General features: G+C 32.1%; 29 protein-coding genes. 24 read left to right on the plus strand and 5 right to left on the minus strand.

Annotation, left to right across the window (positions count from 1 at the left end; all coding sequences use genetic code 11):
• Positions 1–313: 313 nt before the first annotated feature.
• Positions 314–613, minus strand: coding sequence for a metal-sensing transcriptional repressor (locus tag DW006_RS06040; protein ID WP_022166017.1), 300 nt, complete (start codon positions 611–613; stop codon positions 314–316).
• Positions 614–745: 132 nt separating this feature from the next.
• Here DW006_RS06040 and DW006_RS06045 point away from each other — a divergent pair, with 132 nt between their 5' ends.
• Entirely contained in the window at positions 746–3,070 is a 2,325-nt protein-coding gene (locus tag DW006_RS06045) for a heavy metal translocating P-type ATPase (RefSeq protein WP_347475075.1), read from the plus strand.
• 99 nt (positions 3,071–3,169) lie between these two features.
• Here DW006_RS06045 and DW006_RS06050 read toward each other — a convergent pair whose 3' ends face one another.
• Positions 3,170–5,083: an ABC-F family ATP-binding cassette domain-containing protein gene (locus DW006_RS06050; protein WP_117999484.1), complete on the minus strand. Its 1,914-nt coding sequence runs from the start codon at positions 5,081–5,083 to the stop codon at positions 3,170–3,172.
• A gap of 149 nt (positions 5,084–5,232) precedes the next feature.
• Between DW006_RS06050 and DW006_RS06055 the strand changes: the two genes are divergently transcribed.
• The 12 genes from DW006_RS06055 to DW006_RS06110 all read left to right on the plus strand — a co-directional run bounded on the left by DW006_RS06055 (position 5,233) and on the right by DW006_RS06110 (position 16,260).
• Complete coding sequence (locus tag DW006_RS06055) at positions 5,233–5,871, plus strand: redox-sensing transcriptional repressor Rex (RefSeq protein ID WP_117999485.1); 639 nt, start codon at positions 5,233–5,235, stop codon at positions 5,869–5,871.
• Positions 5,872–5,884: 13 nt separating this feature from the next.
• Positions 5,885–7,357: an NAD(P)H-hydrate dehydratase gene (locus tag DW006_RS06060; protein WP_117999486.1), complete on the plus strand. Its 1,473-nt coding sequence runs from the start codon at positions 5,885–5,887 to the stop codon at positions 7,355–7,357.
• A 37-nt stretch (positions 7,358–7,394) separates the two neighbouring features.
• Positions 7,395–8,591, plus strand: a complete 1,197-nt coding sequence (gene alr / locus DW006_RS06065; protein WP_347475076.1) for an alanine racemase — start codon at positions 7,395–7,397, stop codon at positions 8,589–8,591.
• Between the two features lie 70 nt (positions 8,592–8,661).
• The gene (locus tag DW006_RS06070) at positions 8,662–9,009 is read left to right on the plus strand and encodes a type II toxin-antitoxin system PemK/MazF family toxin (protein ID WP_117999487.1); all 348 of its coding nucleotides are present in this window, start codon (positions 8,662–8,664) and stop codon (positions 9,007–9,009) included.
• Positions 9,010–9,090: 81 nt separating this feature from the next.
• On the plus strand, positions 9,091–9,819 hold the full coding sequence (locus tag DW006_RS06075; protein ID WP_022166010.1) for a YebC/PmpR family DNA-binding transcriptional regulator: 729 nt from the start codon (positions 9,091–9,093) through the stop codon (positions 9,817–9,819).
• Between the two features lie 12 nt (positions 9,820–9,831).
• Positions 9,832–10,569 (plus strand): HAD-IA family hydrolase, encoded by a 738-nt coding sequence (locus DW006_RS06080; protein ID WP_117999488.1) that lies wholly within the window; start codon positions 9,832–9,834, stop codon positions 10,567–10,569.
• Between the two features lie 190 nt (positions 10,570–10,759).
• Positions 10,760–11,575 (plus strand): ATP-dependent sacrificial sulfur transferase LarE, encoded by an 816-nt coding sequence (gene larE / locus DW006_RS06085; RefSeq protein ID WP_117999489.1) that lies wholly within the window; start codon positions 10,760–10,762, stop codon positions 11,573–11,575.
• A 13-nt stretch (positions 11,576–11,588) separates the two neighbouring features.
• Complete coding sequence (larB, locus tag DW006_RS06090; protein WP_117999664.1) at positions 11,589–12,347, plus strand: nickel pincer cofactor biosynthesis protein LarB; 759 nt, start codon at positions 11,589–11,591, stop codon at positions 12,345–12,347.
• A gap of 18 nt (positions 12,348–12,365) precedes the next feature.
• On the plus strand, positions 12,366–13,637 hold the full coding sequence (larC, locus tag DW006_RS06095; RefSeq protein WP_117999490.1) for a nickel pincer cofactor biosynthesis protein LarC: 1,272 nt from the start codon (positions 12,366–12,368) through the stop codon (positions 13,635–13,637).
• A gap of 3 nt (positions 13,638–13,640) precedes the next feature.
• Positions 13,641–14,639, plus strand: a complete 999-nt coding sequence (locus tag DW006_RS06100) for an energy-coupling factor ABC transporter permease (RefSeq protein ID WP_117999491.1) — start codon at positions 13,641–13,643, stop codon at positions 14,637–14,639.
• Positions 14,640–14,679: 40 nt separating this feature from the next.
• A complete protein-coding gene (gene cbiQ, locus DW006_RS06105; protein WP_117999492.1) occupies positions 14,680–15,447 on the plus strand; it encodes a cobalt ECF transporter T component CbiQ in 768 nt (255 codons plus the stop codon).
• Positions 15,448–15,555: 108 nt separating this feature from the next.
• Positions 15,556–16,260, plus strand: coding sequence for an ABC transporter ATP-binding protein (locus DW006_RS06110; RefSeq protein WP_117999493.1), 705 nt, complete (start codon positions 15,556–15,558; stop codon positions 16,258–16,260).
• A gap of 156 nt (positions 16,261–16,416) precedes the next feature.
• On the opposite strand, the gene DW006_RS06115 is transcribed toward DW006_RS06110, so the two are convergent.
• Positions 16,417–16,971 (minus strand): hypothetical protein, encoded by a 555-nt coding sequence (locus DW006_RS06115; protein WP_117999494.1) that lies wholly within the window; start codon positions 16,969–16,971, stop codon positions 16,417–16,419.
• Between the two features lie 139 nt (positions 16,972–17,110).
• Between DW006_RS06115 and rlmH the strand changes: the two genes are divergently transcribed.
• Complete coding sequence (rlmH, locus tag DW006_RS06120; protein ID WP_117999495.1) at positions 17,111–17,590, plus strand: 23S rRNA (pseudouridine(1915)-N(3))-methyltransferase RlmH; 480 nt, start codon at positions 17,111–17,113, stop codon at positions 17,588–17,590.
• Between the two features lie 196 nt (positions 17,591–17,786).
• Here the strand turns inward: rlmH and DW006_RS06125 are convergent, their stop codons facing one another.
• Positions 17,787–19,076 (minus strand): polysaccharide deacetylase family protein, encoded by a 1,290-nt coding sequence (locus tag DW006_RS06125; RefSeq protein ID WP_158561081.1) that lies wholly within the window; start codon positions 19,074–19,076, stop codon positions 17,787–17,789.
• A gap of 119 nt (positions 19,077–19,195) precedes the next feature.
• Between DW006_RS06125 and DW006_RS06130 the strand changes: the two genes are divergently transcribed.
• Genes DW006_RS06130 through DW006_RS06165 form a run of 8 tightly spaced genes read left to right on the plus strand, consistent with a single transcriptional unit; the run spans position 19,196 to position 23,743 of the window.
• Positions 19,196–20,035: a stage III sporulation protein AA gene (locus tag DW006_RS06130; protein WP_117999497.1), complete on the plus strand. Its 840-nt coding sequence runs from the start codon at positions 19,196–19,198 to the stop codon at positions 20,033–20,035.
• Positions 20,026–20,544 carry a stage III sporulation protein AB gene (locus DW006_RS06135; protein WP_117999498.1) on the plus strand — a complete coding sequence of 173 codons (519 nt, stop codon included), beginning with the start codon at positions 20,026–20,028 and terminating at the stop codon, positions 20,542–20,544. Before DW006_RS06130 ends, DW006_RS06135 begins: the two co-directional genes overlap by 10 nt.
• 16 nt (positions 20,545–20,560) lie before the next feature.
• The gene (spoIIIAC, locus tag DW006_RS06140; RefSeq protein ID WP_022164787.1) at positions 20,561–20,755 is read left to right on the plus strand and encodes a stage III sporulation protein AC; all 195 of its coding nucleotides are present in this window, start codon (positions 20,561–20,563) and stop codon (positions 20,753–20,755) included.
• A gap of 13 nt (positions 20,756–20,768) precedes the next feature.
• A complete protein-coding gene (locus DW006_RS06145) occupies positions 20,769–21,149 on the plus strand; it encodes a SpoIIIAC/SpoIIIAD family protein (protein ID WP_022164788.1) in 381 nt (126 codons plus the stop codon).
• 13 nt (positions 21,150–21,162) lie between these two features.
• Entirely contained in the window at positions 21,163–22,314 is a 1,152-nt protein-coding gene (locus tag DW006_RS06150) for a stage III sporulation protein AE (RefSeq protein ID WP_117999499.1), read from the plus strand.
• A gap of 1 nt (position 22,315) precedes the next feature.
• Positions 22,316–22,624 (plus strand): stage III sporulation protein AF, encoded by a 309-nt coding sequence (gene spoIIIAF / locus DW006_RS06155; protein ID WP_117999500.1) that lies wholly within the window; start codon positions 22,316–22,318, stop codon positions 22,622–22,624.
• Positions 22,590–23,129 (plus strand): hypothetical protein, encoded by a 540-nt coding sequence (locus DW006_RS06160; RefSeq protein WP_147337639.1) that lies wholly within the window; start codon positions 22,590–22,592, stop codon positions 23,127–23,129. The genes spoIIIAF and DW006_RS06160 overlap by 35 nt, the downstream gene beginning before the upstream one ends.
• An 11-nt stretch (positions 23,130–23,140) precedes the next feature.
• Complete coding sequence (locus tag DW006_RS06165) at positions 23,141–23,743, plus strand: SpoIIIAH-like family protein (RefSeq protein ID WP_117999502.1); 603 nt, start codon at positions 23,141–23,143, stop codon at positions 23,741–23,743.
• Positions 23,744–23,802: 59 nt separating this feature from the next.
• On the opposite strand, the gene DW006_RS06170 is transcribed toward DW006_RS06165, so the two are convergent.
• Positions 23,803–24,165: a metal-dependent transcriptional regulator gene (locus DW006_RS06170; RefSeq protein ID WP_022164731.1), complete on the minus strand. Its 363-nt coding sequence runs from the start codon at positions 24,163–24,165 to the stop codon at positions 23,803–23,805.
• Between the two features lie 214 nt (positions 24,166–24,379).
• Between DW006_RS06170 and DW006_RS06175 the strand changes: the two genes are divergently transcribed.
• Both DW006_RS06175 and DW006_RS06180 read left to right on the plus strand, forming a co-directional pair.
• Positions 24,380–24,592, plus strand: coding sequence for a FeoA family protein (locus DW006_RS06175; protein WP_022164732.1), 213 nt, complete (start codon positions 24,380–24,382; stop codon positions 24,590–24,592).
• A 27-nt stretch (positions 24,593–24,619) separates the two neighbouring features.
• Complete coding sequence (locus DW006_RS06180; RefSeq protein ID WP_117999503.1) at positions 24,620–24,841, plus strand: ferrous iron transport protein A; 222 nt, start codon at positions 24,620–24,622, stop codon at positions 24,839–24,841.
• The last annotated feature ends 54 nt before the right edge of the window (positions 24,842–24,895 follow it).

A 24,895-nucleotide genomic window follows, 5' to 3' on the forward strand; every position in this document is an offset into this window, starting at 1 on the left:
TAAAGTATTTGTTATTTATGGGTAAAAAGACTAGAGTAATGTAAGTAAAAAAATATTTGGAGGCATTATGAATTATTCCTTTGATAAAGTAGTAAATAGAAGAAATCCCTAGAAAGTCCTTTGAAATATAATGGAAAATACGAAATGAATTTTGCAAAATTTAAAAAATTCCATACAAAAACTACACAAAAAATAAGACAGCAACGCTCACTGTCTTATTTTTACTTTAAATGAAACTTTTTTAGAATTTCTTACTAAATCACCATTACTTAAAATAATTTTAGAATGCCAAGTGACATAAAATGTAGTTAAATTATTTAATGATTTTCTGGAGAAGGGCAAGTAGCTCTTCAACCTTTTCATCTTCACCATTTCTAATGTCGTCAACAATACATGTTCTAATATGATTGTTTAAAAGTTCTTTATTGAAAGCCGTTAAAGCTGCAGATACAGCAGAGGACTGTACAAGAATGTCAACACAATAAGTGTCATTTTCAACCATACCTTTTATGCCTCTGATTTGTCCCTCAATACGACTTAATCTGTTAATTAATTTTTTTCTTTCATCATCACTTCTGTGTTTAGTGTGACAGCTACAACAATTATCTGACATATACAATACCTACCTTTAGAAAGTTATACTAAAAACGTATAAAATTTTACATAATTATAAATAGTATATAAAAGGAAAATGAGAGTGTCAAATATAAACTTGACAAATACCCCTAGGGGGTATAATATAAAGGTGAAAAATGAAAGGGAAAGGTATGTTGTGGTCAAAATAGGGCAGGCATATCAGGTAAATATAATGAAACAATATAATGTTACAGGAATGCACTGCGCAGCCTGCAGTGCCAGGGTAGAAAAGGCTGTATCAAAAGTAGAAGGAGTGACGTCCTGTTCTGTTAGTCTGCTAACAAACTCCTTAGGGGTTGAAGGTGATGTTAGTGACAAGGAAATAATTAAAGCTATAAAAAAGGCAGGCTATGGAGCATCAGTTAAAAAGAAAGGCAAAAGTGAAAAAACTGTAGAAGAAATCGATGATTCTCTTGAAGACAAGGATACACCTGTTTTAAAGAAAAGATTAATATGGTCTTTATTCTTTTTAATTATTTTAATGTATTTTTCAATGGGTCACATGATGTGGAATTGGCCACTGCCTTCGTTCTATTACAACAACCATGTTGCAATGGGCTTAACTCAGATGTTACTTACAATAATTATTATGGTTATTAATCAACAGTTTTTTATTTCAGGTTACAAAAGCCTGTTTCAGTTAGCACCTAATATGGACACCCTTGTGGCGTTAGGTTCATCGGCAGCTTTTGGTTATAGTACAGTATCATTATTTTTAATGACATCTGCACAGGTTAAAGGCGATGAGGCGTTGGTTATGAAATATATGATGGAATTGTATTTCGAATCGGCAGCAATGATTTTAACATTAATTACAGTTGGAAAAATGCTTGAATCTCACTCTAAAGGTAAGACTACGGATGCATTAAAAAGCTTAATGAAACTTGTTCCAAAAACAGCAAATGTTATACGTGACGGTAAGGAAATAAATATTAATGCATCAGAAGTTTTAAAGGACGATGTATTTGTTGTAAGGCCGGGAGAAAACATACCCGTTGATGGAGTTGTAATAGAAGGTCATAGTGCAGTAAATGAATCTGCCTTAACAGGAGAAAGTATTCCTGTTGACAAAGAAGAAAACAGTATGGTTTATGGGGCAACAATAAATCAGTCAGGTTTGTTAAAATGCAAAGCAACCAAGGTTGGTGAAGATACAACTTTATCTCAAATTATTCAAATGGTAAGCGATGCTGCGGCAACAAAGGCACCAATTGCAAAAGTTGCTGATAAAATTTCAGGTATATTCGTACCAGCAGTTATTTTAATTGCAATTGTTACAATGATTGGCTGGCTAATACTTGGAAAAGAAATAGGTTTCGCTCTGGCTAGAGGAATTTCAGTTTTAGTTATAAGCTGCCCATGTGCATTAGGACTTGCCACACCTGTTGCCATTATGGTTGGAAACGGTAAGGGTGCAAAAAACGGGATTTTATTTAAAAACGCAGTAGCATTAGAAGAAACAGGAAAAATCAATATTATAGCATTAGATAAAACCGGCACAATTACTGCAGGAACTCCAAAGGTTACAGACATTTATCCAATGGAAGGAATTACTGATAATGAATTACTTCAAATGGCATACAGTCTTGAAATAAACAGTGAGCATCCTTTGGCAAAAGCTGTTGTGGAAAGAGCAGAAGGTGACGGTATAATTTCAGAAGAAATAACTGATTTTCTGGCTTTAACGGGTAATGGCTTAACAGGCACATTAAATGGTGAAAAGTTATTAGGCGGTAGTATTAAATATATGGATGAAACTATTGGTTTAAATGAAAAAGCCAAAGAAATATCCCAAGAGTATGCAAGTCAGGGTAAAACACCATTATTGTTTGCAAAGAATAATAAATTAATGGGTATTATTGCAGTTGCTGATATTATAAAAGAAGATAGCGCTCAGGCAATTAAAGAATTACAAAACATGGACATAAAAGTTGTAATGGTAACAGGTGATAATGAAAGAACAGCCAATGCAATTAGTAAGCAGGTTGGAACTGATGATGTAATTGCAGGCGTTTTACCAGATGGTAAGGAAGAAGTTATCAAACAGCTTAAATCAGGTGGAAAGGTTGCTATGGTAGGTGATGGCATTAATGATGCACCTGCACTAACCAGAGCTGACATTGGAATTGCCATAGGAGCAGGAACAGATGTAGCAATAGATGCAGCTGATATTGTATTAATGAAAAGCAGTTTAATGGATGTACCGGCTGCTATAAAGCTAAGTAAAGCAGCACTTAGAAACATTCACGAAAACTTATTCTGGGCATTTATATACAATGTTATAGGCATACCTTTAGCAATAGGTTTGTTTATACCATTTGGAATTACATTAAATCCCATGTTTGGGGCAGCGGCAATGAGTTTAAGTAGCTTCTGCGTTGTATCAAATGCATTAAGATTAAATTTCGCTAAGATTTATAGCAAAGAAAAGTAAAAAAATAAAAAACAAACATAAAACAGAAAGGGGACAAATTACTACTTAACAGTAGAAAATCTTGTCCCCTTTTTGTAATAGAAAAATCTTTAGTGATTCTTATAACTGATCAGAAAGAATTTCCCATTCCTCCATAAGTTTATCTAGTTTATCACTGATTTCATTTTGCTCTTTGCCGATTTCATTTAACTTGGCTGAATTAGTTGAAACACTCGGATATGCAACCATTTCATCAAGTTCATTTAAGCGGTCTTCGTATTTTTTGATTTTTTCTTCTACTTTTGAGATATCATTTTTCAATTTTCTAATCCTTGCGGCTTCTGCCTTCCTTTCTAAATAATCCTGTTTGTTGCTGGAAGTAGTTTTCTCGGCTTTTGTCTTTTCTTCCTTAGGGGCAAAAGTTGCAGTAAGTTCTTCCTTTTTCTCCTCATAATAATCATAGTTACCAAGGTAATTAATAAGTTTTGTGTTTGTTAATTCAAGTATACGATTGGCAGTCTGGTTTATAAAATATCTGTCGTGTGATACATACAAAACTGTTCCTGTATAATTATTTATTGCATTTTCCAAAATTTCTTTTGAAGCCATATCCAAATGGTTTGTGGGTTCGTCCAAAATAATAAGATTAGCTTCCGATAACATTAATTTTGCAAGGGAAAGGCGTCCTTTTTCACCACCACTTAAATCTGATACACGCTTGAAAACATCTTCGCCTGTAAACATAAAAGCAGCCAGAGTGTTTCGGATTTTTGTATTAGTCATATTTGGATATGAATTTGCTATTTCTTCAAATAAAGTATTTTCATCTGTAAGATTGTGTTGTTCCTGGTCATAATATCCAATATGTACATTTGTGCCCAACTTAATCATACCTGAGTCTGCATCAACTAAGCCGTTTATTATTTTTAATATAGTGGTTTTTCCTGTGCCGTTATCACCAATAATTGCTACATGTTCACCACGTTTTATTTCAAAACTTATATTCTTAAAAAGAAGAGTATTATAAGATTTTTCAAGGTTCTCAACAGACAAAACATCGTTTCCACTGACAATGTCAGGCTCCAATTTAATGGTCATGTTATTTTTTAACTCTTCAGGCTTTTCAATTAGATCCATTTTTTCTAATTGCTTTTCACGGCTTTCTGCACGCTTATAAAATTTTTCCTGTTTGTAAGAGCGAAGTTTGGCAATAACTTCTTCCTGATGTTTGATTTCACTTTGCTGTTTTAAATAGGCATTCATTGTAGCAACTCTTAATTCCTGTTTTTTTACAGCAAAGTCAGAATAGTTACCACTGTATACATGTGCTTTATGGTTTTCAATTTCTATAACTTTAGAAACTATCTTGTCTAAAAAGTAGCGGTCATGGGCGATTATTAAAACAGCCCCGTTATAGTTAAGCAAATATGTTTCCAACCATTTAATTGAATTTAAATCAAGGTGGTTAGTAGGCTCGTCCAACATAATAATATCAGGTTTTTCTAACAAAAGTTTGCAAAGGGCAACACGAGTTTTCTGACCACCTGAAAGATTACCAACAAACTTATTAAAATCATCTTCCGTAAATCCAAGACCTTTTATTACACCCTCAATTTCACTTTTGTATGAATAGCCATTTAATAATTGAAAACGATGTTCCAGGTTAGTGTAAGTTTCTATTAATTTAGAAAGTTCATCACCTGAAACCTTTGCCATTTCTTTCTCGTATTCCAAAAGTTTTTGTTCCATGTCAATTAAGTTCTGTTTAACAGATTTTACTTCTTCGTAAATAGTAGTGTCTGAACCTAAATCCTGATACTGGGCAAGGTAACCGATAGTTTTATCCTTGCCAATAATAACGTTTCCGTCATCAGGTGAAAGTTCCCCCATTATAATCTTCATAATGGTAGATTTTCCGGCACCGTTATTTCCAACAATGGCTGCTTTTTCATTATCATTTATGAAAAAAGAGCAGTCATTTAAAATTGTTTCAACACCGTATGATTTGCTTATATGATTACATGATAATATCATGAGAATCCTCCTGTTTAATTGAATTTCACTAATTAACTAGTTTATCATAAAATGCTGAAATTTAAAACAAAATATAGAATGACAAATATTTGACAATATTTTGCTATATCCTTATAATTAACCATATATATATAAGGTAGGAGAATGTGATGAATAAAATCTCAAAAGCGGTAGTTTCAAGACTACCACGTTATTATAGATATTTAGATGAGTTAAAAGCTCAAAACATCGAAAGAATCTCGTCAAAAGAGCTAAGTCAGATGATGAATGTTACAGCATCCCAGATTAGACAGGACTTAAATAATTTTGGTGGTTTCGGTCAGCAGGGATATGGGTATAATGTACAATATCTTTATGACGAAATAGGAAAGTTACTTGGTCTTAATGTACCCCACAAAATGGTTATTGTAGGAGCAGGAAATTTAGGTCAGGCGATTGCTAATTATGGCAACTTCAGAAACAGAGGCTTTGAAATAACAGCATTGTTTGACAAAAATCCTGATTTAATTGGTAAGAAAACACAGAATGCGGAAATTTTAGATATTTCTACACTTTATGATTATGTTAAGGAAAATAATGTTGAAATTGTTGCGTTAACATTACCAAAAGGACCGGCTAAGGAAGTTGCTGAAAAATTAGTAGAATGTGGAGTAAAGGCTTTTTGGAACTTTGCTCATACAGATTTAGGCTTTGGCGGTGACATTTTAGTTGAAAATGTTCATTTGTCTGAAAGTTTAATGAAGCTTACATATAGAATATCAGAAAAGAATAAACAGGAGAGTTTATAGATAGGAGTGGCCTATGAAAAATATTCTTACAAGCAGTGAAATGAAAAAAGTTGATACTGAAACAATTGAAAGAATCGGGATTCCGGGAATTGTTTTAATGGAAAGAGCGGCCTTAAGTGTTGCTTCTTTAATTATGGAAAATGAGCCGGTAACAAAAACTGTTCAGGTTATAGCCGGTGTAGGAAATAACGGGGCAGATGGTCTTGCTATATGTAGAATGCTTTATTTGAAAGGCTACAATACATGTACATGCGTTATTGGTGACATTAATAAGGCAACAGAGGATTTTAAAACACAGCTTAGAATAAATGAAAATCTTGGCATAAGTATTGTTGAAGATTTTGCTGATTGCGATATTTTTGTTGATGCAATTTTTGGCGTTGGTTTATCCAGAGAAGTAGAAGGTAAGTATAAGGATGCCGTTGAATATATAAATAATCAAAGGGCAAAAGTTTATGCAGTCGACATTCCATCAGGCATTGATGGAAGTACAGGAGAAGTTCTTGGAGTCGCGATTAAGGCGGACTATACCGTGACTTTCGGCTTTCATAAAGTTGGTACAGTATTGTATCCGGGAGCAGATTATTGCGGGAAAGTCATTGTAAGTGATATTGGATATGAATCATGGGAAAACAGTGATTTTATAAAATATGCTACAAGAGAAGATTTAAAATATCTGCCAAGAAGAATTAATTATTCTTATAAGGGTAATTACGGTAAGGTTTTAATTATTGCAGGCAGCAAAGAGATTTCAGGTGCCGCGGCACTGTCCGCTTTGGCTGCTTTTAAAACAGGTGCAGGTATGGTTCGCATATTTACACACGAAAATAACAGAAATATTTTAGGGAAGCTTTTACCGGAAGCAATGATTAATACTTATACAATTGATAAATTTGATATTAAGTCATTACAGGCAGCAATTAAGTGGTGCGATGTAATAGCAGTAGGTCCCGGAATGGGAACCGGTGAAGTTCAAACAGAAATTGTTAATGAAGTGTTAGAATCAAAAATACCTACAGTTATTGATGCTGATGGTATTAATACAATATCAAGACATAACGAAATAAAAGAAAAACTTCATGATAAAGTTATTTTAACACCTCATCTTGGAGAAATGAGCAGATTCCTTGCAGTACCGGCTAAAGAAATTGCACAGAATTTAATTAAATATACAAGAAAAGTCAATTATAAATATGGCGCCACAGTTGTTTTAAAAGATGCAAGAACTGTTATGGCTAATAAGAAAGGGACTTATATTAATTTAACAGGCAATAGTGGTATGGCCACAGCAGGAAGTGGAGATGTTCTAACAGGTATTATGGTAGCTTTGCTTGGTACAAAAACAGATTTTGAAAAAGTTCCGGCACTGGCTACGTTTTTGCATGGAATAGCAGGTGATTTGGCAGCCATGGAATCAAGTAAGGAATCCATGATGGCAGGAGATATTTGTAATAATATTACAAAAGCTTACAACGGCGATTTTTAGAATTAAGATTAGAAGAAAATGAAAGGTTGTGGAAAAAGTGGAAACAGTAGATATGGATAAAAAATATTTTAGAGTTTATGCAACAGTTGATTTAGACAAAATTCACAGAAATGTTGAATTAATGAAATGCAAAATGAAAAAGGAAACAGGAATTGTTGCAGTAATAAAAACAGACGGTTATGGACATGGAGCGGTTCCAATTGCAAAAGCATTAGATGATATTTGTTATGGTTATGCAGTTGCTACAGCTTACGAAGGACATAATTTACGAAGACATGGAATAACAAAACCAATATTTATTCTTGGTTACACACCTGAATGTACTTATGAAACTGTTGTTAAGGAAGGTATGATACCGGCAGTTTTCTCAATAGAAGATGCTAAGAAATTGTCTGATATAGCAATTAGCTTAGATAAACATGTAAATATTGATATAGCAGTTGATACAGGTATGAGCAGAATCGGCTATATACCAAGTGATGAAGCTGTAAAGGAAATTGTAGCCATTGACGCACTGCCAAATGTAAAAATCGAGTCGATTTTTACTCATTTTGCAAAGGCTGATTATGTTGACAAAAGTGTTGCTTACAATCAGTTTAAGGAATTTAATGATTTTGTGGAAAAAGTAGAGTCAAATGGTGTAAAAATACCGGTTCATCAGTGCGCTAACAGTGCAGCCATTATGGAAATGCCTGAAACATCATTAAGCCTTTCAAGAGCAGGAATTTCAATGTATGGTCTTTATCCATCAGATGAAATGGACCATGAGGCAATGAAACTAGAACCTGCAATGAGTATATATTCACATGTAATATATGTAAAAGAAATTCCAGCAGGCAGAGGCGTAAGTTACGGTCATACTTTTGTGTCTGATAAGCCGATGACTGTTGCAACAATTCCTGTAGGTTATGGTGACGGCTATCCAAGAAACTTAAGCAACAAAGGCTATGTTTTAATTAATGGTAAGAAAGCTAACATCATTGGAAGGGTATGCATGGATCAGTTTATGGTTGATGTTACAGGTATGGATGTAAAAGTTGGCGATAAAGTTACATTAGTAGGTACTGATGGGGACGAAACAATATTAATTGATAAATTAGCCGAAGAAGCAGGTACTTTTAATTACGAATTTATTTGTGATTTAGGAAAAAGGGTTCCAAGAGTTTATTTAAAAGGTGGAAAAATAGTTGGCACAAAAGATTATTTTGAAGATGATTATAATCTTGAATTTTAATTTATAAAATTGAATACACATTCCAAAAAGTGGAATACTATAGTTATTATAATAGATTTGGAGTGTGGAAATGATTATAAAAAGAGGCGATATTTTTTATGCTGACTTAAGACCGGTTATTGGCTCTGAACAAGGTGGTATAAGACCGGTTTTGATTATACAGAATGATACAGGAAACAGACATAGTCCAACAGTTATTGTCGCAGCAATTACATCTAAAATGTCAAAAGCAAAACTGCCAACTCATATTAGAATAGACAAAAATAAATGCGATATAATTAAGGATTCGGTTATTTTACTTGAACAGTTAAGGACTATAGATAAACAAAGATTAAAAGATAAAGTCTGTCATTTGGATGAAGAAATGATGGGGACGATTAATAAGGCATTGTGCATTAGTCTGGAATTAGATACATAGATGTGCAAGTTGACTATTAAAATATAAAATGTTACACTTTAGAGTGCGTGTAAAATAAGAAATACAAAGGAGTGAAATTTTATGTCAGGACATTCAAAATTTGCGAATATTAAACATAAGAAAGAAAAAAATGATGCAGCAAAGGGAAAACTTTTTACAATTATCGGTAAGGAAATTGCTGTAGCAGTTAAGGAAGGCGGAGCTGATCCGGACAATAATAGTAAGTTACGTGATGTTATTGCAAAGGCAAAAGCTAACAACATGCCAAACGATACAATTGACAGAGGTATTAAGAAAGCTGCAGGTAACGCAGCGGCTGTTAATTATGAAACAGCAAGATATGAAGGATATGGACCAAACGGTACAGCTATTATTGTTGATGCCTTAACAGATAATAAAAACAGAACAGCAGCAAATGTTAGAAACTGTTTCACAAAAGGTGGCGGTAATGTAGGAACACAGGGTTGTGTATCATATATGTTTGACGAGAAAGGACAGATTATCATTGATAAGGAAGAATGTGATATGGATCCTGATGAACTTATGATGATGGCATTAGATGTAGGAGCTGAAGATTTTTCAGATGAAGAAGATAGTTATGAAATCTTAACTAATCCTGATGCTTTCAGTGAAGTTCGCGAAGCTTTAGAAAAAGAAGGAATTAAGATGGCAAATGCTGAAGTAACAATGATTCCTCAGAATTATGTTACATTAACAGACGAAGAAGCTATTAAGAAAATGAACATTATTATTGACAGATTAGATGAAGATGAAGATGTTCAGCAGGTTTACCACAACTGGGACGAATAGGATTAGATATTAATGAATACAGTATTATTTGATTTAGATGGAACATTACTTCCAATGGACATGAAAGAATTTACCGACATGTACATAAAACTTTTAAGTAGTAGACTGGAATCATCCAATTTTGATTCAAAGAAAATTGTTGCCGGGCTTTGGGTTGGCGTGAAAGCAATGGTTGCAAACGACGGTATTATTACAAATGAAGAGTGCTTTTGGAAAGCTTTTGCTAACTTCATGACAGGTGGCGGTGGAAAAATGGATTCCAAAGAAAAACGTAAGATTCAAAAAGAAATTACGAAGTTTTATAAAGAAGATTTTTCCATAGCAAGATATGTTACAAGCCCTCTTGAAACAGTAAATGAATGTATAGAAATTTTAAAAGAAAAAGGTTATACATTAGTTGTTGCAACAAACCCTATATTTCCAGAAGTGGCAATTTTAGAACGCTTGTCATGGACAGGATTATGTCAGGATGATTTTTCATTAATAACTACTTATGAGAATTCATGTTTTGCAAAACCTAACATTGAATATTATAAACATATATTAAAGGTTCTTGATAAGGATGCTGAAGATTGTTTAATGGTTGGAAACGATGTTACAGAAGACATGTGTGCTTCTCAAATAGGAATGGATGTATTTCTTTTAGAAGGTAATGTTATAAATGAAAATAATATTAATGTATCAGAAATAAAAAAAGGAAATTGGAATGTATTTAAGCAGTATATATCCAATCTTCCTACTTTAAAATAAAAATATAAAAAGAAGAAAAGTTGTTAATAATGGCTTTTCTTCTTTTTACGTAATAGGAAATGTTACAGCTAATTCATGCTTTTTAGGCATAAAATTGTATATAATATAGGCATTTGCAACAGATTTATATATATTTTAAAATATAATATAGTTTAATAAAAAGTATGTCTATTGGAAGGAACTGATTAATATGGATAAGGATTTAGAGGTTAAATACAATAATTTAAAAGAATATTTAAAATCATTAGGAAGCGTGGCAGTAGCATTTTCAAGTGGAGTAGATTCTACATTTCTTCTGAAAGTTGCTCATGATGTATTAGGAGATAAGGCAATAGCCATAACATTAAATGCGGCGGCTTTTCCTGAAAAAGAAACTAATGACGCAAGAGATTTCTGTAAGAGTGAAGGCATTAAGCACATAATATGCGGTTATAATCCTTTGGATATTGAAGGCTTTGCCGACAATCCACCTGACAGATGTTATATTTGTAAGAAAGTAATTTTTTCTGAAATAAAGAAACTTGCAAAAGAAAATAATATTGCCTATGTGGCAGAAGGCTCAAATATGAGTGATAACGGCGATTACCGACCGGGCTTAAAAGCTATTGAGGAGCTTAAAGTAGAAAGCCCACTTCAAAAGGCAAATTTATATAAATCAGAAATTAGAGAATTCTCTAAAATTTTAGGTTTAAAGACTTGGGATAAGCCAAGTAAGGCGTGCTTAGCATCAAGATTTGCATACGGTGAAAAGATTACAGAAGAAAAACTTATGATGATTGATAAGGCTGAAGATGTTATAATTAGTAAAGGCTATGTACAATCAAGAGTAAGAGTCCATGGAAATATTGCCCGTATTGAAATTCTTCCTGAACAAATAAATGATTTTATTGTAAATGACAGGGAACAAGTAGCTACATTGCTTAAAAAAATCGGCTTTTCCTATGTAACCCTTGATTTACAGGGCTATAGAACAGGTAGCATGAACGAAATTTTAAATGAAAAATAAAAAGAGAGTTAGTATGGATACAAAGGAATTATTACAGTTAGTTGCTGAAAAAAAGGTTTCTGTAGGTGATGCATTATTAGAATTAAAGAAAGAGCCTTTTGAGGACTTAGGTTTTGCCAAGCCTGATTTTCACAGAAAGCTTCGACAGGGAGTTGGGGAAGTGATTTATGGTGCCGGTAAGACACCTGACCAAATAGCAAAGATTTCAGAAAGCTTCATAAAAAATAATCAAAGCAATATTCTTATTACTAGAATGAGTAAGGAAGCGTCAGATTATGTAGAGAAGTATTTAGAAGCTTTGGAAGTTACATATTTTTATGATGAAATATCAAAAGTTGGTATTGTTGGAAATTTGGTAGAAAAGGATGGCCTAGGCAAAATTGTTGTTGCAACAGGTGGCACAAGTGATATGCCTGTGGCAGAAGAGGCGGCTCTCACGGCAGAATTTTTAGGAAATCATGTTGAAAGATTATATGACGTAGGTGTGGCAGGTTTGCATCGTTTGCTTGAAAATGTGGATAAAATAATGGAAGCAAAGGTCATAATTGCCATTGCAGGCATGGAAGGGGCACTTGCCAGTGTTATAGGTGGTTTGGCAGATTGTCCGGTTATTGCCGTACCTACAAGTGTAGGTTACGGGGCAGCCTTTGGTGGTATAACCCCACTTCTTTCAATGCTTAATTCATGCGCAAGTGGTGTAAGTGTTGTTAATATTGATAATGGTTTTGGAGCAGGCTATATGGCAAGTATGATTAACCATATAACAAAATAATTTATAAGGATGATGAAAATGAAAACATTATATTTGGAATGTAATATGGGAGCAGCCGGCGATATGCTTATGGCGACTTTAGTTGAGTTACTTGACAAACCAGATGAATTTGTAAATGAATTTAATAATTTGAATATACCTAACATTAAATTAATAAAAGAAGAAAGCACAAAATGTGGAATTGTTGGTACTCACATGCGAGTAATGGTTAATGGTGAAGAAGAAGTAAGTGAAGATGTTAACGTACAGGAAAACAATGTTTTACATGAACATGAACATGAGCACGAGCACGAGCACGAGCATACGCATGACAATGAACATGGCCACGACCATAGTCATGGACACCACTCACATAGTAGTCTTTCTCATATTGAAGAGATTATTAATGGGTTAGACATTCCTGCTAAAGTGAAAAAAGATGCAGTTAATGTGTATTGTTTAATTGGCGAAGCAGAAGCTAAAGCTCATAATAAAAGTATCAAAGAGATACATTTCCATGAAGTAGGTACAATGGATGCCATTGCCGATGTAGTTGGTGTGTGTATGTTGATTGACAAAATCAATCCTGACAGAATAATGGCATCACCTGTTCATGTAGGCAGTGGTAATGTTAGATGTGCTCATGGAATTTTACCTGTGCCGGCACCTGCTACAGCGTATATTTTAAGAGAGGTTCCTTCATATTCAGGTAACATTAAGGGTGAGTTGTGTACACCAACAGGGGCAGCTTTACTTAAATATTTTGCAGATGATTTTGATGCCATGCCTATAATGAAAACTCAGAAAATAGGCTACGGTATGGGAAATAAAGATTTCACAGTGGCAAATTGCGTTAGAGCTTTCTTAGGAGAAGAAGAGCAGAAAATGGATGATGTTCTGGAGTTGGTATGTAATATAGATGATATGACTGCTGAAGAAATAGGTTTTGCTACAGAAACTTTAATGAATAATGGTGCCTTAGATGTGTACACTACAAATATTAATATGAAAAAAAATCGCCCGGGAACAATGATTACATGTATGTGTAAAAATATAGACAAGGAAAAGTTCCTTAAATTAATTTTTAAATACACAACAACATTAGGCGTTAGAGAGTATATTTGTAAACGTTACGGACTTACAAGAAATGTTAAAACAATTGAAAGTTCATTAGGTGACATTTCATTAAAGGAATCTTACGGCTATGGAATATCAAAAGAAAAATTAGAATATGAAGATTTGGCTAGAATTGCAAAAGAGAAAAATCTTTCATTAAAAGAAATAAAAAAAGAAATATTAAAGGAGATTTAATAGATGCATATGGCAGATGGTTTGTTGTCACCTGAAGTTGGCGTAGCAATGTGGGCTGTAACAGCAGGGGCAACAGCGTATGGTATAAAGAAAATAACAGACAGCGATTTGTCTGAAAAAAAACTACCGGTTATGGCTGTGTCAGGCGCGTTTGTTTTTGCAGCCCAGATGATTAATTTTACCATACCGGGGACCGGTTCAAGCGGTCATATAGGCGGTGGAATTTTACTGGCAATGTTACTTGGAGAATTTCCTGCCTTATTAACTATTGCATCAGTTTTAGTTATACAATGCCTTATTTTTGCTGATGGAGGTTTGCTTGCGCTAGGAGCTAATATTTTTAATATGGGTGTCATTCCATGTTTAATAGTATTTCCAATTATAAGAATGTTTTTGAAAAATAACATATCCAAAACAAAACTTTCAGTATCGGCATTTTTAGGACCTGTGGTTGCACTTCAAATAGGTGCTTTTGGTGTTGTAATGGAAACACTTTTATCAGGGATAACAGAGTTTCCATTTAAAACATTCGTGGCGTTAATGTTACCAATTCATCTGGCAATTGGAGTAGGTGAAGGAATTGTAACAGCTGCAGTTGTTTTATTTGTTTGGAAAATGAGGCCTGAAATAATTAATTCGGCTTTATTTAAACAAAAAATAGACAAAAAAGTATCTGTAAAAAAAGTTACAGTGATTATTGGTATTGTTGCTGTTATAACAGGTGGTGTTTTATCTCTTTATGCTTCTTCTAATCCTGATGGATTGGAGTGGTCAATGGAAAAAACAGCAGGTACTTCAGAACTTAAAAATAGTGATAAAACTCATAGTGTAATGAGTCAGATTCAGGAAAAATTATCAATACTGCCTGATTATGATTTTAAGTCGCAAAAAAAAGGAAATGGAACGTCGGCTTCAGGTATTATAGGAGCGGGTATAACTTTTTGCCTTGCGCTAGGAGCAGGTGGAATAATAACTTACGTTAAGAAAAAGAAAAATAAGTAATAGGAGATAGCTGTTACGGAAGGGGTAACCTATAAATTTAATGAGTGGTATAAGAAGTAAAGTAAATGAAATTTATTCGTTAGAACAGTTAAGTATAAAAAATACTATAATACATAATATACATCCATTAATAAAGATGATAGTTACAGTTGTCTATATTGTTTGTATACTTAGTGTCAGACGTTATGATTTACTTAGATTTTCATATTTTTTGTTTTATTTGATAATCACTACAGCCTTAGCAGAATTACCTTTAAAAATTGTTATAAAAAGAACAATGATTGCTTTGCCTTTTGTACTTTTTGCAGGTATAAGTAATCTGATTATAAACAGGGAAACAGCATTTTTTATTGGAAGAATTGCTATTACTTATGGTTTGATTTCTTTTGTTGTTTTGATTATTAGAACTATGTTTTCGGTTTGGGCTTTATTAATACTAATTGCTACAACGCGGTTTTCTGATTTGACAAAGCAGTTAATAAGATTACATATACCACCATTAATCGTTAATTTAATGGAAATGATATATAGATATATTGGGGTTTTGGCTGAAGAAGTTTCAACAATGCTTGTATCCTATAGATTAAAGAATCCGGCATACAAGTGGCCACATATTAAGCACATGGGTCCCTTTGTTGGAAACCTGTTTTTAAAAAGCATTAACAAGGCAGAAAGAATATATAACGCCATGAAATGCAGAGGTTATGGAAGCAAACAGGTTGCATATCAGAAAGAAAAGATTGCATTGAAAGATATAGTATTCTTTTTGGTATGTACTGTGTCCAGTGTGATTTTTGTTATATTATAGAGAAAATGCTTTTGTATTTTAGTATTGAATTTTGAGTGTTGAATTTTTAGTATTTAAATTTAAGTATTTAAGAGTTTGCTATTATATTTGAAAACAAGAGGAAGAAATATGCTTACAATTAATAATGTTACAGTTGAATATCCTGACGGAACAAAGGCAATAAATAATTTATCCCTGAATGTTAAGTCCGGGGAAAAACTTGCACTAATAGGAGCTAACGGTGCCGGTAAGTCTACATTAATGTTAGCCATTGAAGGAATATTAGATAGTACAGGAGAAATTAAAATAGATGATTTAGTTGTGGACTCAAAAAACATTGTTAAAGTAAGACAGCAGGTGGGGATGCTTTTTCAAAATCCTGATGATCAGTTATTTATGGCTACTATATATGATGATATTGCTTTTGGCCCTAGAAATGCAGGTTTAGATGAAGAGTCTGTAAAATATAGAGTGGAAGACAGATTAAAATTATTGAATATTGAACACTTGAAGGACAAAACAGCCCTTAAATTATCAGGTGGCGAGAAAAGAATGGCAGCCTTAGCTACTGTTTTGGCAATGAAACCAAGTGTTATGTTATTAGATGAGCCAACAGCTTTTTTAGATCCTAAGGCAAGGCGTAATCTCATTAATGTCTTAAATTCCCTACCACATACAATGCTTATAGCCACTCATGACTTAACCTTTGCAAAAGAGGTTTGCAGAGAAGCCGTTGTTATTAAAGATGGTAATTTCTTTGCAAAAGGAAACTGCGATGAGATTTTGTATAATCAGGAATTAATGGATGAGGGTGGCATAGAAGCAATTATGTAAATAAAAGAAAAGAAGAAAAAGAGATTGCCTATTACTAAAAATAGACAATCTCTTTTATGATGTTTATCAAAAAATTCTGTTACATTAAAAGCATTCCACTAGGGACATGCATATTTGCTCCAATTATTGGAAAAGCCACTAAAAAATTTCAAAACACTATTCATAAATATTTTGATAAATTTGTTCAGTGTATTCATAAATTAAAGCTTCGTCAGCGTTTTCAAACTGATGCATTAATAAATCTTTAATTTTGTCAGCACGACTAAAATATAATATTTCTTCAGGTTCCCTTAAATCTAAACCTTCGTCTAAAAGTTCTTTTGAAATATTGTCTTTTGCCCAAGCTAAAATTTCTTCAATTAACTTATCTTCGGCTTCAGCATCGATTTTTACCTGCTTTGCATGCATAAAAGAAACAATGCCTGCAATAATAAATATAATAAAAATTCCACCCATTACAGAATCAAACAACCATGCCGTAGATGCGTTGATTGGAAGTGGTATAATATCAGCAAAAACTAAAATCATAAAAATAATTCCTGCGATACCAACAATAAGCATTGTTAAGGCTGATGATGTAATGTCCTTATATTTATCTGATAGTCGTACAAAGGAATGGACTTTGTTATCTGTATAATCGTACAGGCTTTCAGGCAATTTGTTTTCCTGCACATCTGAAGTTTTGTTGTTTTCGAAATTGCTATCTTCCATATTGTGCCTCCTTAAAAAGTAACTGATATTCATAAACTAACACTATTATAAACTATTAAATGGTTATAAACAAGTAAATGATATTTATTTTTGCTTTCAAATAGAGTACAATAAGTCTATTGCAAATAAGGAGATACAGATGAAAATTACATTATTAACAGTAGGAAAAATTAAAGAAAAGTTTTACGTGGATGCCATAAAAGAATACAGCAAAAGATTATCAAGATATTGTAAATTAAATATCATTGAAGTTGCTGATGAGAAAACAACAGAAAATTCAACGGAAGCAGAAATCAATATTGTAAAAGAAAAAGAGGCAGCAAGACTTAGCAAGCATATATCGGAAGGGGCTTTTGTCATAACTCTTGAAATCCTTGGTAAACAGTTGGATTCAGTGGAATTATCAAAGAAAATTAATCAGTTAGGAATAGAAGGAAAAAGCCATATTATATTTATAATAGGCGGTTCCCTTGGATTACATGAATCAATATCAAAACGGGCTGACTTCAAATTAAGCTTTTCAAAAATGACATTTCCACATCAGTTAATGAGAGTTATTCTTTTAGAACAGATTTACAGAAGCTACAGAATAATAAATAATCAGCCATATCATAAATGATGGTGTGGCTGATTATTTGTAATGATTTAGCAGATTACATAGAACAAGAGATAATAATTGATTTATATTGGAATGGATATTCGTAAACAGTTATATGAAAATAGTCATAAAAAATAGAGGTGTAAGTTCACAAATTGACTTATACCTCTATTTTCTATTTAATGTAAATTTTAATATTTATTCGAAATAATATCTTTTAATAATTTGGTCCAAAATACATAATACCATTCTTCATGGTCTTTCCTTTAATCTTGTAAAGTTCACTAACGGTAACAAGCTCATAACCTTTTTTTCTAAGCTCCGGTAGGGCTTTGATAAATCCGTTAACAGATGTTGGATGAATGTCATGTAACAAGATAATTTGGCCATCGCCTGCATGATTTATAACATAATTTTTTATGTATTTAACATTACGATATTTCCAATCTTCTGTATCAACAGACCAATAAATCATAGGTGCTTTTGCATTCTTGCTAACTATGGAGTTGTAATTTCCATAAGGTGGTCTAAGTAATGTTGGATATTCTCCGGTTACATTTTTAATAGCATTTCTTGCATAAGAAATTTCTTTCTTAACATTTTTCTTAGATAAAATCTTTAAGTTCTTATGTGACCATGTATGTGAACCAATCTCCATGCCAAGATTATATTCTCTTTGTAACTGCTTTTTAAATGAATTAGCACGATTACCTAATACGAAGAAAGTAGCTTTGCTTTCGTGCTTTTTCAATGCTGATAAAAGTTTGTCTGTGTATTCACCTGGGCCGTCATCAAAAGTAAAAGCTACATATTTAAGTTTCTTTACAACCGTAACTTTGCATTTTGCAGTTTTATTTGTGTATTTAGAACGAACCTTAATATAAGCTGTACCTGTTTTTTTACCTTTAATAACACCGTTTTTTACTGTTACAACTTTGTTGTTTGTGCTTATCCAAACAACAGGTTCATTTTTGTATTTTTTATTTTTATCATAAGTTGTCTTTAAGTCTAAAAATCTTTTTTGATTTTTACCAACACGCAAAGAAGTAGATGTTAATTTTAAAGTCTTAATCTTGTTGTAAGGATCTCTTACTTCAATTTTGCATCTTGCTTTTATTTTGCCGGTTTCACCTTTGCAGACAATATATGTAGTTCCTGCTTTTAAAGCTGTAATCTTGCCTTTGCTATTAACACTTGCAATGGAAGTGTTTTTACTAACCCAGACAACAGGTTCTTTTGGTGAAGATGAATCCTGTTGGTATTTTAAGCTGGCTTTGATAATTGCTTTCTTTCCTTTAGTTATGGAAAGAGATAACTTGTCTAACTTTATGCTTTTCAACAGTTTGTAATTAGTTGTAGCTATGTTTGGTTTTTGATTAGCTGTTGTTTCATTTCCTTTTGCAACTGTATTAATCTTGTGATTTGTCATCCCTAAAAAAGTATATCCGAGACTACAAAACAGACCTAGCACAAGAAAAACAATTAATGTTTTCTTTAGTTTCTTCATATAAGTTACCATCCTTTTTGTTTAATTATTTTTTTCATCTCACTAATTGTAACACATATAAAAATAAATAGAATATATTTTTTTATCTTTCATATATTTTTTTAAGGAGAATTATAAAAATGGAAAATATATACAGATATTTTAATTGTAAAATAAGACAAGTTTTAGAAAAATATGAAATAAAAAACATATATGAAATTAGAATCAGAGTAAACAAAAATGTGATTTTAAATACAGGTACGGGTGAAATTATACTTGATGTTATATGTAATGAAAAAGATGTTATCGATACTTTTAATTTGATTACAGAATATTCTGCCTACGCATACGAGCAGAGTATGGCTGAAGGGTTTATTACAATTCCAGGCGGTCATAGAGTAGGCATTGGTGGTTATATGGCAGGAACTATTTATGATAAGCCCATTGTTAGAAATATTAGATTTATTAATTTTAGAATAAATCATCATATAAAAAATTGCAGTGAAATGATTTTTCCTAAATTATACAAAAATAATCACTTGTGTAATACATTAATAATTTCACCACCGGGACTTGGCAAGACAACATTACTTAGAGATTTAGTTTATAAAATTAGTGAAAATTTCGCTGGTACAAGTTTATGTGTCATTGATGAGCGAAATGAAATCAGTGGTTGTTATAAAGGCGTGCCAACAATGAATTTAGGAAAAAGAACAGATGTTATAAGCAACTGTTCAAAATCAAAGGGGATACTTATGGCAATAAGGTCAATGGCACCAACATTAATTGCAGTAGATGAAATAGGAACAGCACAGGATATTGAGGCGTTAGAATATGCTAATTTGTCAGGAATTTTTATAATCGCCACAGTCCATGGAAAAAATCAGGCGGCTGTAATAAAAAAGCTTGGAAAAGATTTTGTAGATTTGTTCGAAAAAAAGATTTGTATATTAAATATTGGAGAGTACCTATGTGTTTAAAAGTAATTGGAGTGCTTATTGTTATAACAGCGTGCAGCTTAATGGGGTTTGCTCTGGCAAATGAGTATATAGCAAAAATAAATAACTTAGATGCATTTAAGAAAAGTTTAAGAATTCTCAAAGGGAAAATTAAATATGATAATTTATCAGTTTTTGAGGCAATGGAACTTATAAAAATAAATAATAATGTAATAGAAAACTTTTACCATAAAGTAAGCGAAGTTTATTTTATGGAAGAAAAAACATTATTTGAAAGCTGGAAAATGGCAGTTAACAAATATTTGAAAAAAGAAATTAAAATTGATAAGCAGGAAACGGACGTAATACTTACTTTTGGAACTAATCTTGGTATAACAGATAGGGAAACACAACTAAGTAACATTGATGAATGTATTAATGATATACAGGAAGTGATTTTGAAATTAAAGGAAGAAAAGAATAATAAGTGTAAATTATACAAATGCCTGGGAACCTTTTCAGGAATCCTAATTGCTGTTTTATTAATATGAGATGAAAGGAACAATTATGGAAATAAATATGATTTTTAAAATAGCGGCAGTTGGTATAATTGTGTCGGTTGTAGGTCAGATTTTAAAACACAGCGGTAGAGAGGAACAGGCTTTTTTGACAAGTCTGGCAGGTCTTATATTAGTCTTAACGTGGATTGTCCCATACATATATGAGCTTTTTGAAACAATAAAGAAATTATTCAGGTTGTAAGGACAGGTAAAAGATGATTGCAGTAGGAGTTATTAGTATTGCCACGGTGGTTTTGGGAATTCAGTTTAAAAATGTTAAACCCGAATATGGAATATTATTATCCATAACAGGATGTTTAATTATATTTATAATGATGCTTACAAAACTTACTTACATTATAAATATATTTAACCAGATATCAGAATTGACCAATGTTAGCAAAGAATACATTAAAATATTGTTAAAAATAACAGGTATAACCTTTATATGCGAAATTACTTCAGATATATGTAAGGACTGTGGATATGTTGCCATATCCAATCAGGTTCAGATATTTGGAAAAATATCAATTCTGGTTATTAGTTTACCTATTTTTTCAGAGTTAATATTACAAATAGGAAAAATGTTATCTTAGGGTTAATTGATTTATGAAAAAGATTATTTTAATTATAATGTGCATCACTGTTACTTTGTCAGTTGGCAATGTTGCAAAGTGTAGTGATAAAAATATAAAAGAAAAATCATATAATGAAGAAACGTTTATCAGTATGGATGATTTTCAATTTGATGAGCCACAAAGAATTCTTAGAGAGTCCGGCAACAGAGATATAAGTGTTAAGGAAATTATAAACAATATTATAAAAGGAAAGCTTCTTACGGTTTTTGGAGAAATATTTAAGAGTCTGTATTATAAAACGCTGGGTAATAATGGTTATCTTCTTAATAATATTTGGCAATTGTTCTTAACAATAATTGTTTCATGTTTTTTTACTAACTTTGCAAAAGTCTTTTCAAAAGATGATATTTCAGAAACAGGCTTTTTTATATGTTATATGGTTTCGGTTACATTTATGTTTGGTCTTTTCAGTGAACTGTGTAATATAGCCGTTGATTTTGTTGAGTTGTTACTTAAATTTATGTATGGAATTGTACCTACATATTTTTTGTCAGTGGCAATTATGGGACAGGTTTCTGCTTCAGGTTTTTATCAGCTTTGTTTGGTAATTATATCAGTAGCCCAATTTGTTTTCCTACATATAATAATTCCGCTAATTAAAATATATGTTGCAGTTAGCATAGTGAACAACATATCAAAGGAAGACTTTTTGTCAAGAACAGCAGTGGTGGTTGGAAATATAGTGAATTTTCTTATGAAAACTTTTGTGGGAATCGTAACAGGATTGAATATAATACAGGCTCTTATTTTGCCGTCAATTGATAGCACAAAAAATCAAACCATAAGAAAGGTAATAGGAAGTGTGCCGGTTGTTGGAAATAGTACAGATGCAATAACAGGCATATTTTTAGGCTCTGCCAATCTGATAAAAAATGCAATTGGAGCAACGGCTATTATAGTGATTGTTGTTTTGTGCGCTGTACCCTTTCTTAAAATACAGTTATATTCGTTTCTAATGCAAATAGTGGCTGCTTTGGTTCAGCCTATTGCAGATTGTAGAATTGTTGCCAGTTTTAATTCCATGTCCATAGGAATGCGAATGCTTGCAAAAGTCATAACCGGTTGCAGTCTCTTATTTATAATAAGTATTGCTATCATATGTATGTGTACGGGAAAGGGGTAAAATGGAATTTATATATAGTTATATTAAAAATATTTGTATATTTATGTTGGTAATTACAATTATTACGAATATTTTCCCAGAAAAAAGATACATAAAGTACATTAAATTTTTTGCGGGCATCCTTTTGATTTTAATTGTTTTGTCTCCGGTTTTTAAGATTACCAAAAAAGATATTAATGTGGATAGAACAATTACAGAAAATATTAATATAGATGCAAAAAATCAGTTAGACACCCGGCTAAATGATTTTGAAAAGAAAATAGAAGAGAGGCTAAGTGAAAAGTATGGAAATGAAACAGGAAATAATTGACAAGCTTACTAACCTGAAAAAAATAGGAAAAGAAAAAATAATTTTATTGGCACTTGCAGGCATATTATTAATTGGTTCATCATATTTTGAAAAAGTAGATAATAAAGAAAAAACAGTCAAACACACAGAAAAAAGCATATCAAAGGAAAGCTATGAGAACAAAACTAAAAAAGAAATCATAAATATGATAGAGAGTATAGATGGAGTTACAAATGTAAATGTAATGATTACTTTCAAATCAGGTAATGAAAAAATTTTACAGGTTGATAAAGAGGAAAGTCAAGAATCCGGGGAAAAAAAATCTTATAAAGTTTCAACAGTTATCTTTAATGGAAGTCAGGAAGAATATCCTTACATTATAAAAGAAATATATCCGCAAATTGAAGGTGTGGCAGTTACGGCAAAGGGACTAAAGGATGCTGAAAAAGTAAATGAAATAACAAATATGATTAATGCATTATTTAATATACCCGTTCATAAAATATCTATAATTAGTAATGATTAAAAGGAGGAGTTATGAAAAAAATCTTAAAGAAAAATCAATTCATTGTTACGTTCTTAGCTGTGTTAATTGCAGTGGCAGGATATCTTAATTATTCTGCAAACCTTGATAAGAAAAATGAATCAAAAAAGGTGACTAATGATACATACGAATCAATTTATTCTAAAGATAATTTACTTACAAATAATGAAGACATAGAAAGTATGGATAGAGAAGAAGAGACTACAGAGGAACCGGGAGCTGCTGTTCTTACAAATGGAAGCACATTAAGTTCTTATATGGTTCAGGCAAAACTGAACAGAGAGCAGACAAGATCTAAAAACAAAGAAACACTGTTAGAAGTAATTAACAATAACGATATAGGCGATAAGGAAAAAAAGAAAGCTGTTAAATCAATGGTTAAAATTACTGAAAACAGTGAAATGGAAAACAATATTGAAACATTGCTTAAAGCAAAAGGATTTAACGATATTATAGTTACCATAAATGATAATCAGGCAGATGTTATTTTATCAGACACAGAAGTAAGTGATGAGAAAAGAGCACAGATTGAAGATGTTATAAAAAGAAAAACAAATATATCTGTTAACAATATAACTATTACACCGGCAAAATAAAAAAGAAAAACGATATATGAAAGTCTTTATTACAATAGAAGAATCATATATCGTTTTCTTTATTTATGCATATGTTTTTTTATGGCATCAATTGTTTCCTGACTAATAACATGTTCAATTCTACATGCATCTTCAGTAGCAACATCTTCAGATACACCAAGTTTTATAAAACATTCAGTTAAAATCTGATGACGTTCATATATCATTTCCGCAAGACTTTTTCCGTCATCAGTTAAATATATAAAACCGGAATCTGTTACAGTTATATAGTTGTTTTCCCGAAGATGTTTCATGGCGATGCTGACACTTGATTTTTTAAATCCTAGTTCATTAGCAACATCAACAGAACGAACAACAGGAAGACGTTTACTTAAAACAAGAATTGTTTCTAAATACATCTCTGAAGATTCATTACTTTTCATTAATAAGCTCCTTTTCACTTTTATAAGAATGATTATATCAAAAAATAAGGCAAAATTCAATTTGTGTATTATTGTGTTTTTTTGCTATATTTACAATAAGGAATATACATAACAAACAAAAATTAGTAAGGACGAAAAAATATTATTGACATCTAATGCAAGTTAGGCTATACTAACTAAAGTAAAAAATTAGCAACAGAGAAAAGAGGAACTTATGATGCCTTTAACAATGGTGAATTCAGGGGAAGAAAATGAAATAAAAAGAGTTGGTGGAAAAGAAGAAACTAGACGCTTCCTTGAAAACTTAGGTTTTGTACAAGGAGCAAAAGTTACTGTTGTGTCTCAAATTGGAGGCAACGTTATTGTTAATGTAAAAGAATCCAGAGTCGCAATTGGCAAAGATATGGCCAATAAGATAATGGTTTAATTAATACATAAAGGAGAGGAGCTTTTTATGAAAACGTTAAGAGAAGTAGCAGTAGGTAAAACTGTTAAAGTTAAAAAACTTACTGGCGATGGCCCTGTAAAAAGAAGAATCATGGATATGGGAATAACTAAAGGCGTGGAAGTATACGTTAGAAAAGTTGCACCACTTGGTGATCCTGTAGAAGTAACTGTTAGAGGTTATGAATTATCTTTAAGAAAAGCAGATGCCGAAATGATTGAAGTAGAATAATTTTTTTTACTATACAGTTAGAAAACACTAACGAAAGATAGCAAAGACAAACAA

It is taken from the genome of Eubacterium sp. AF36-5BH, assembly GCF_003460505.1.
Lineage (GTDB): Bacteria > Bacillota > Clostridia > Lachnospirales > Lachnospiraceae > Eubacterium_G.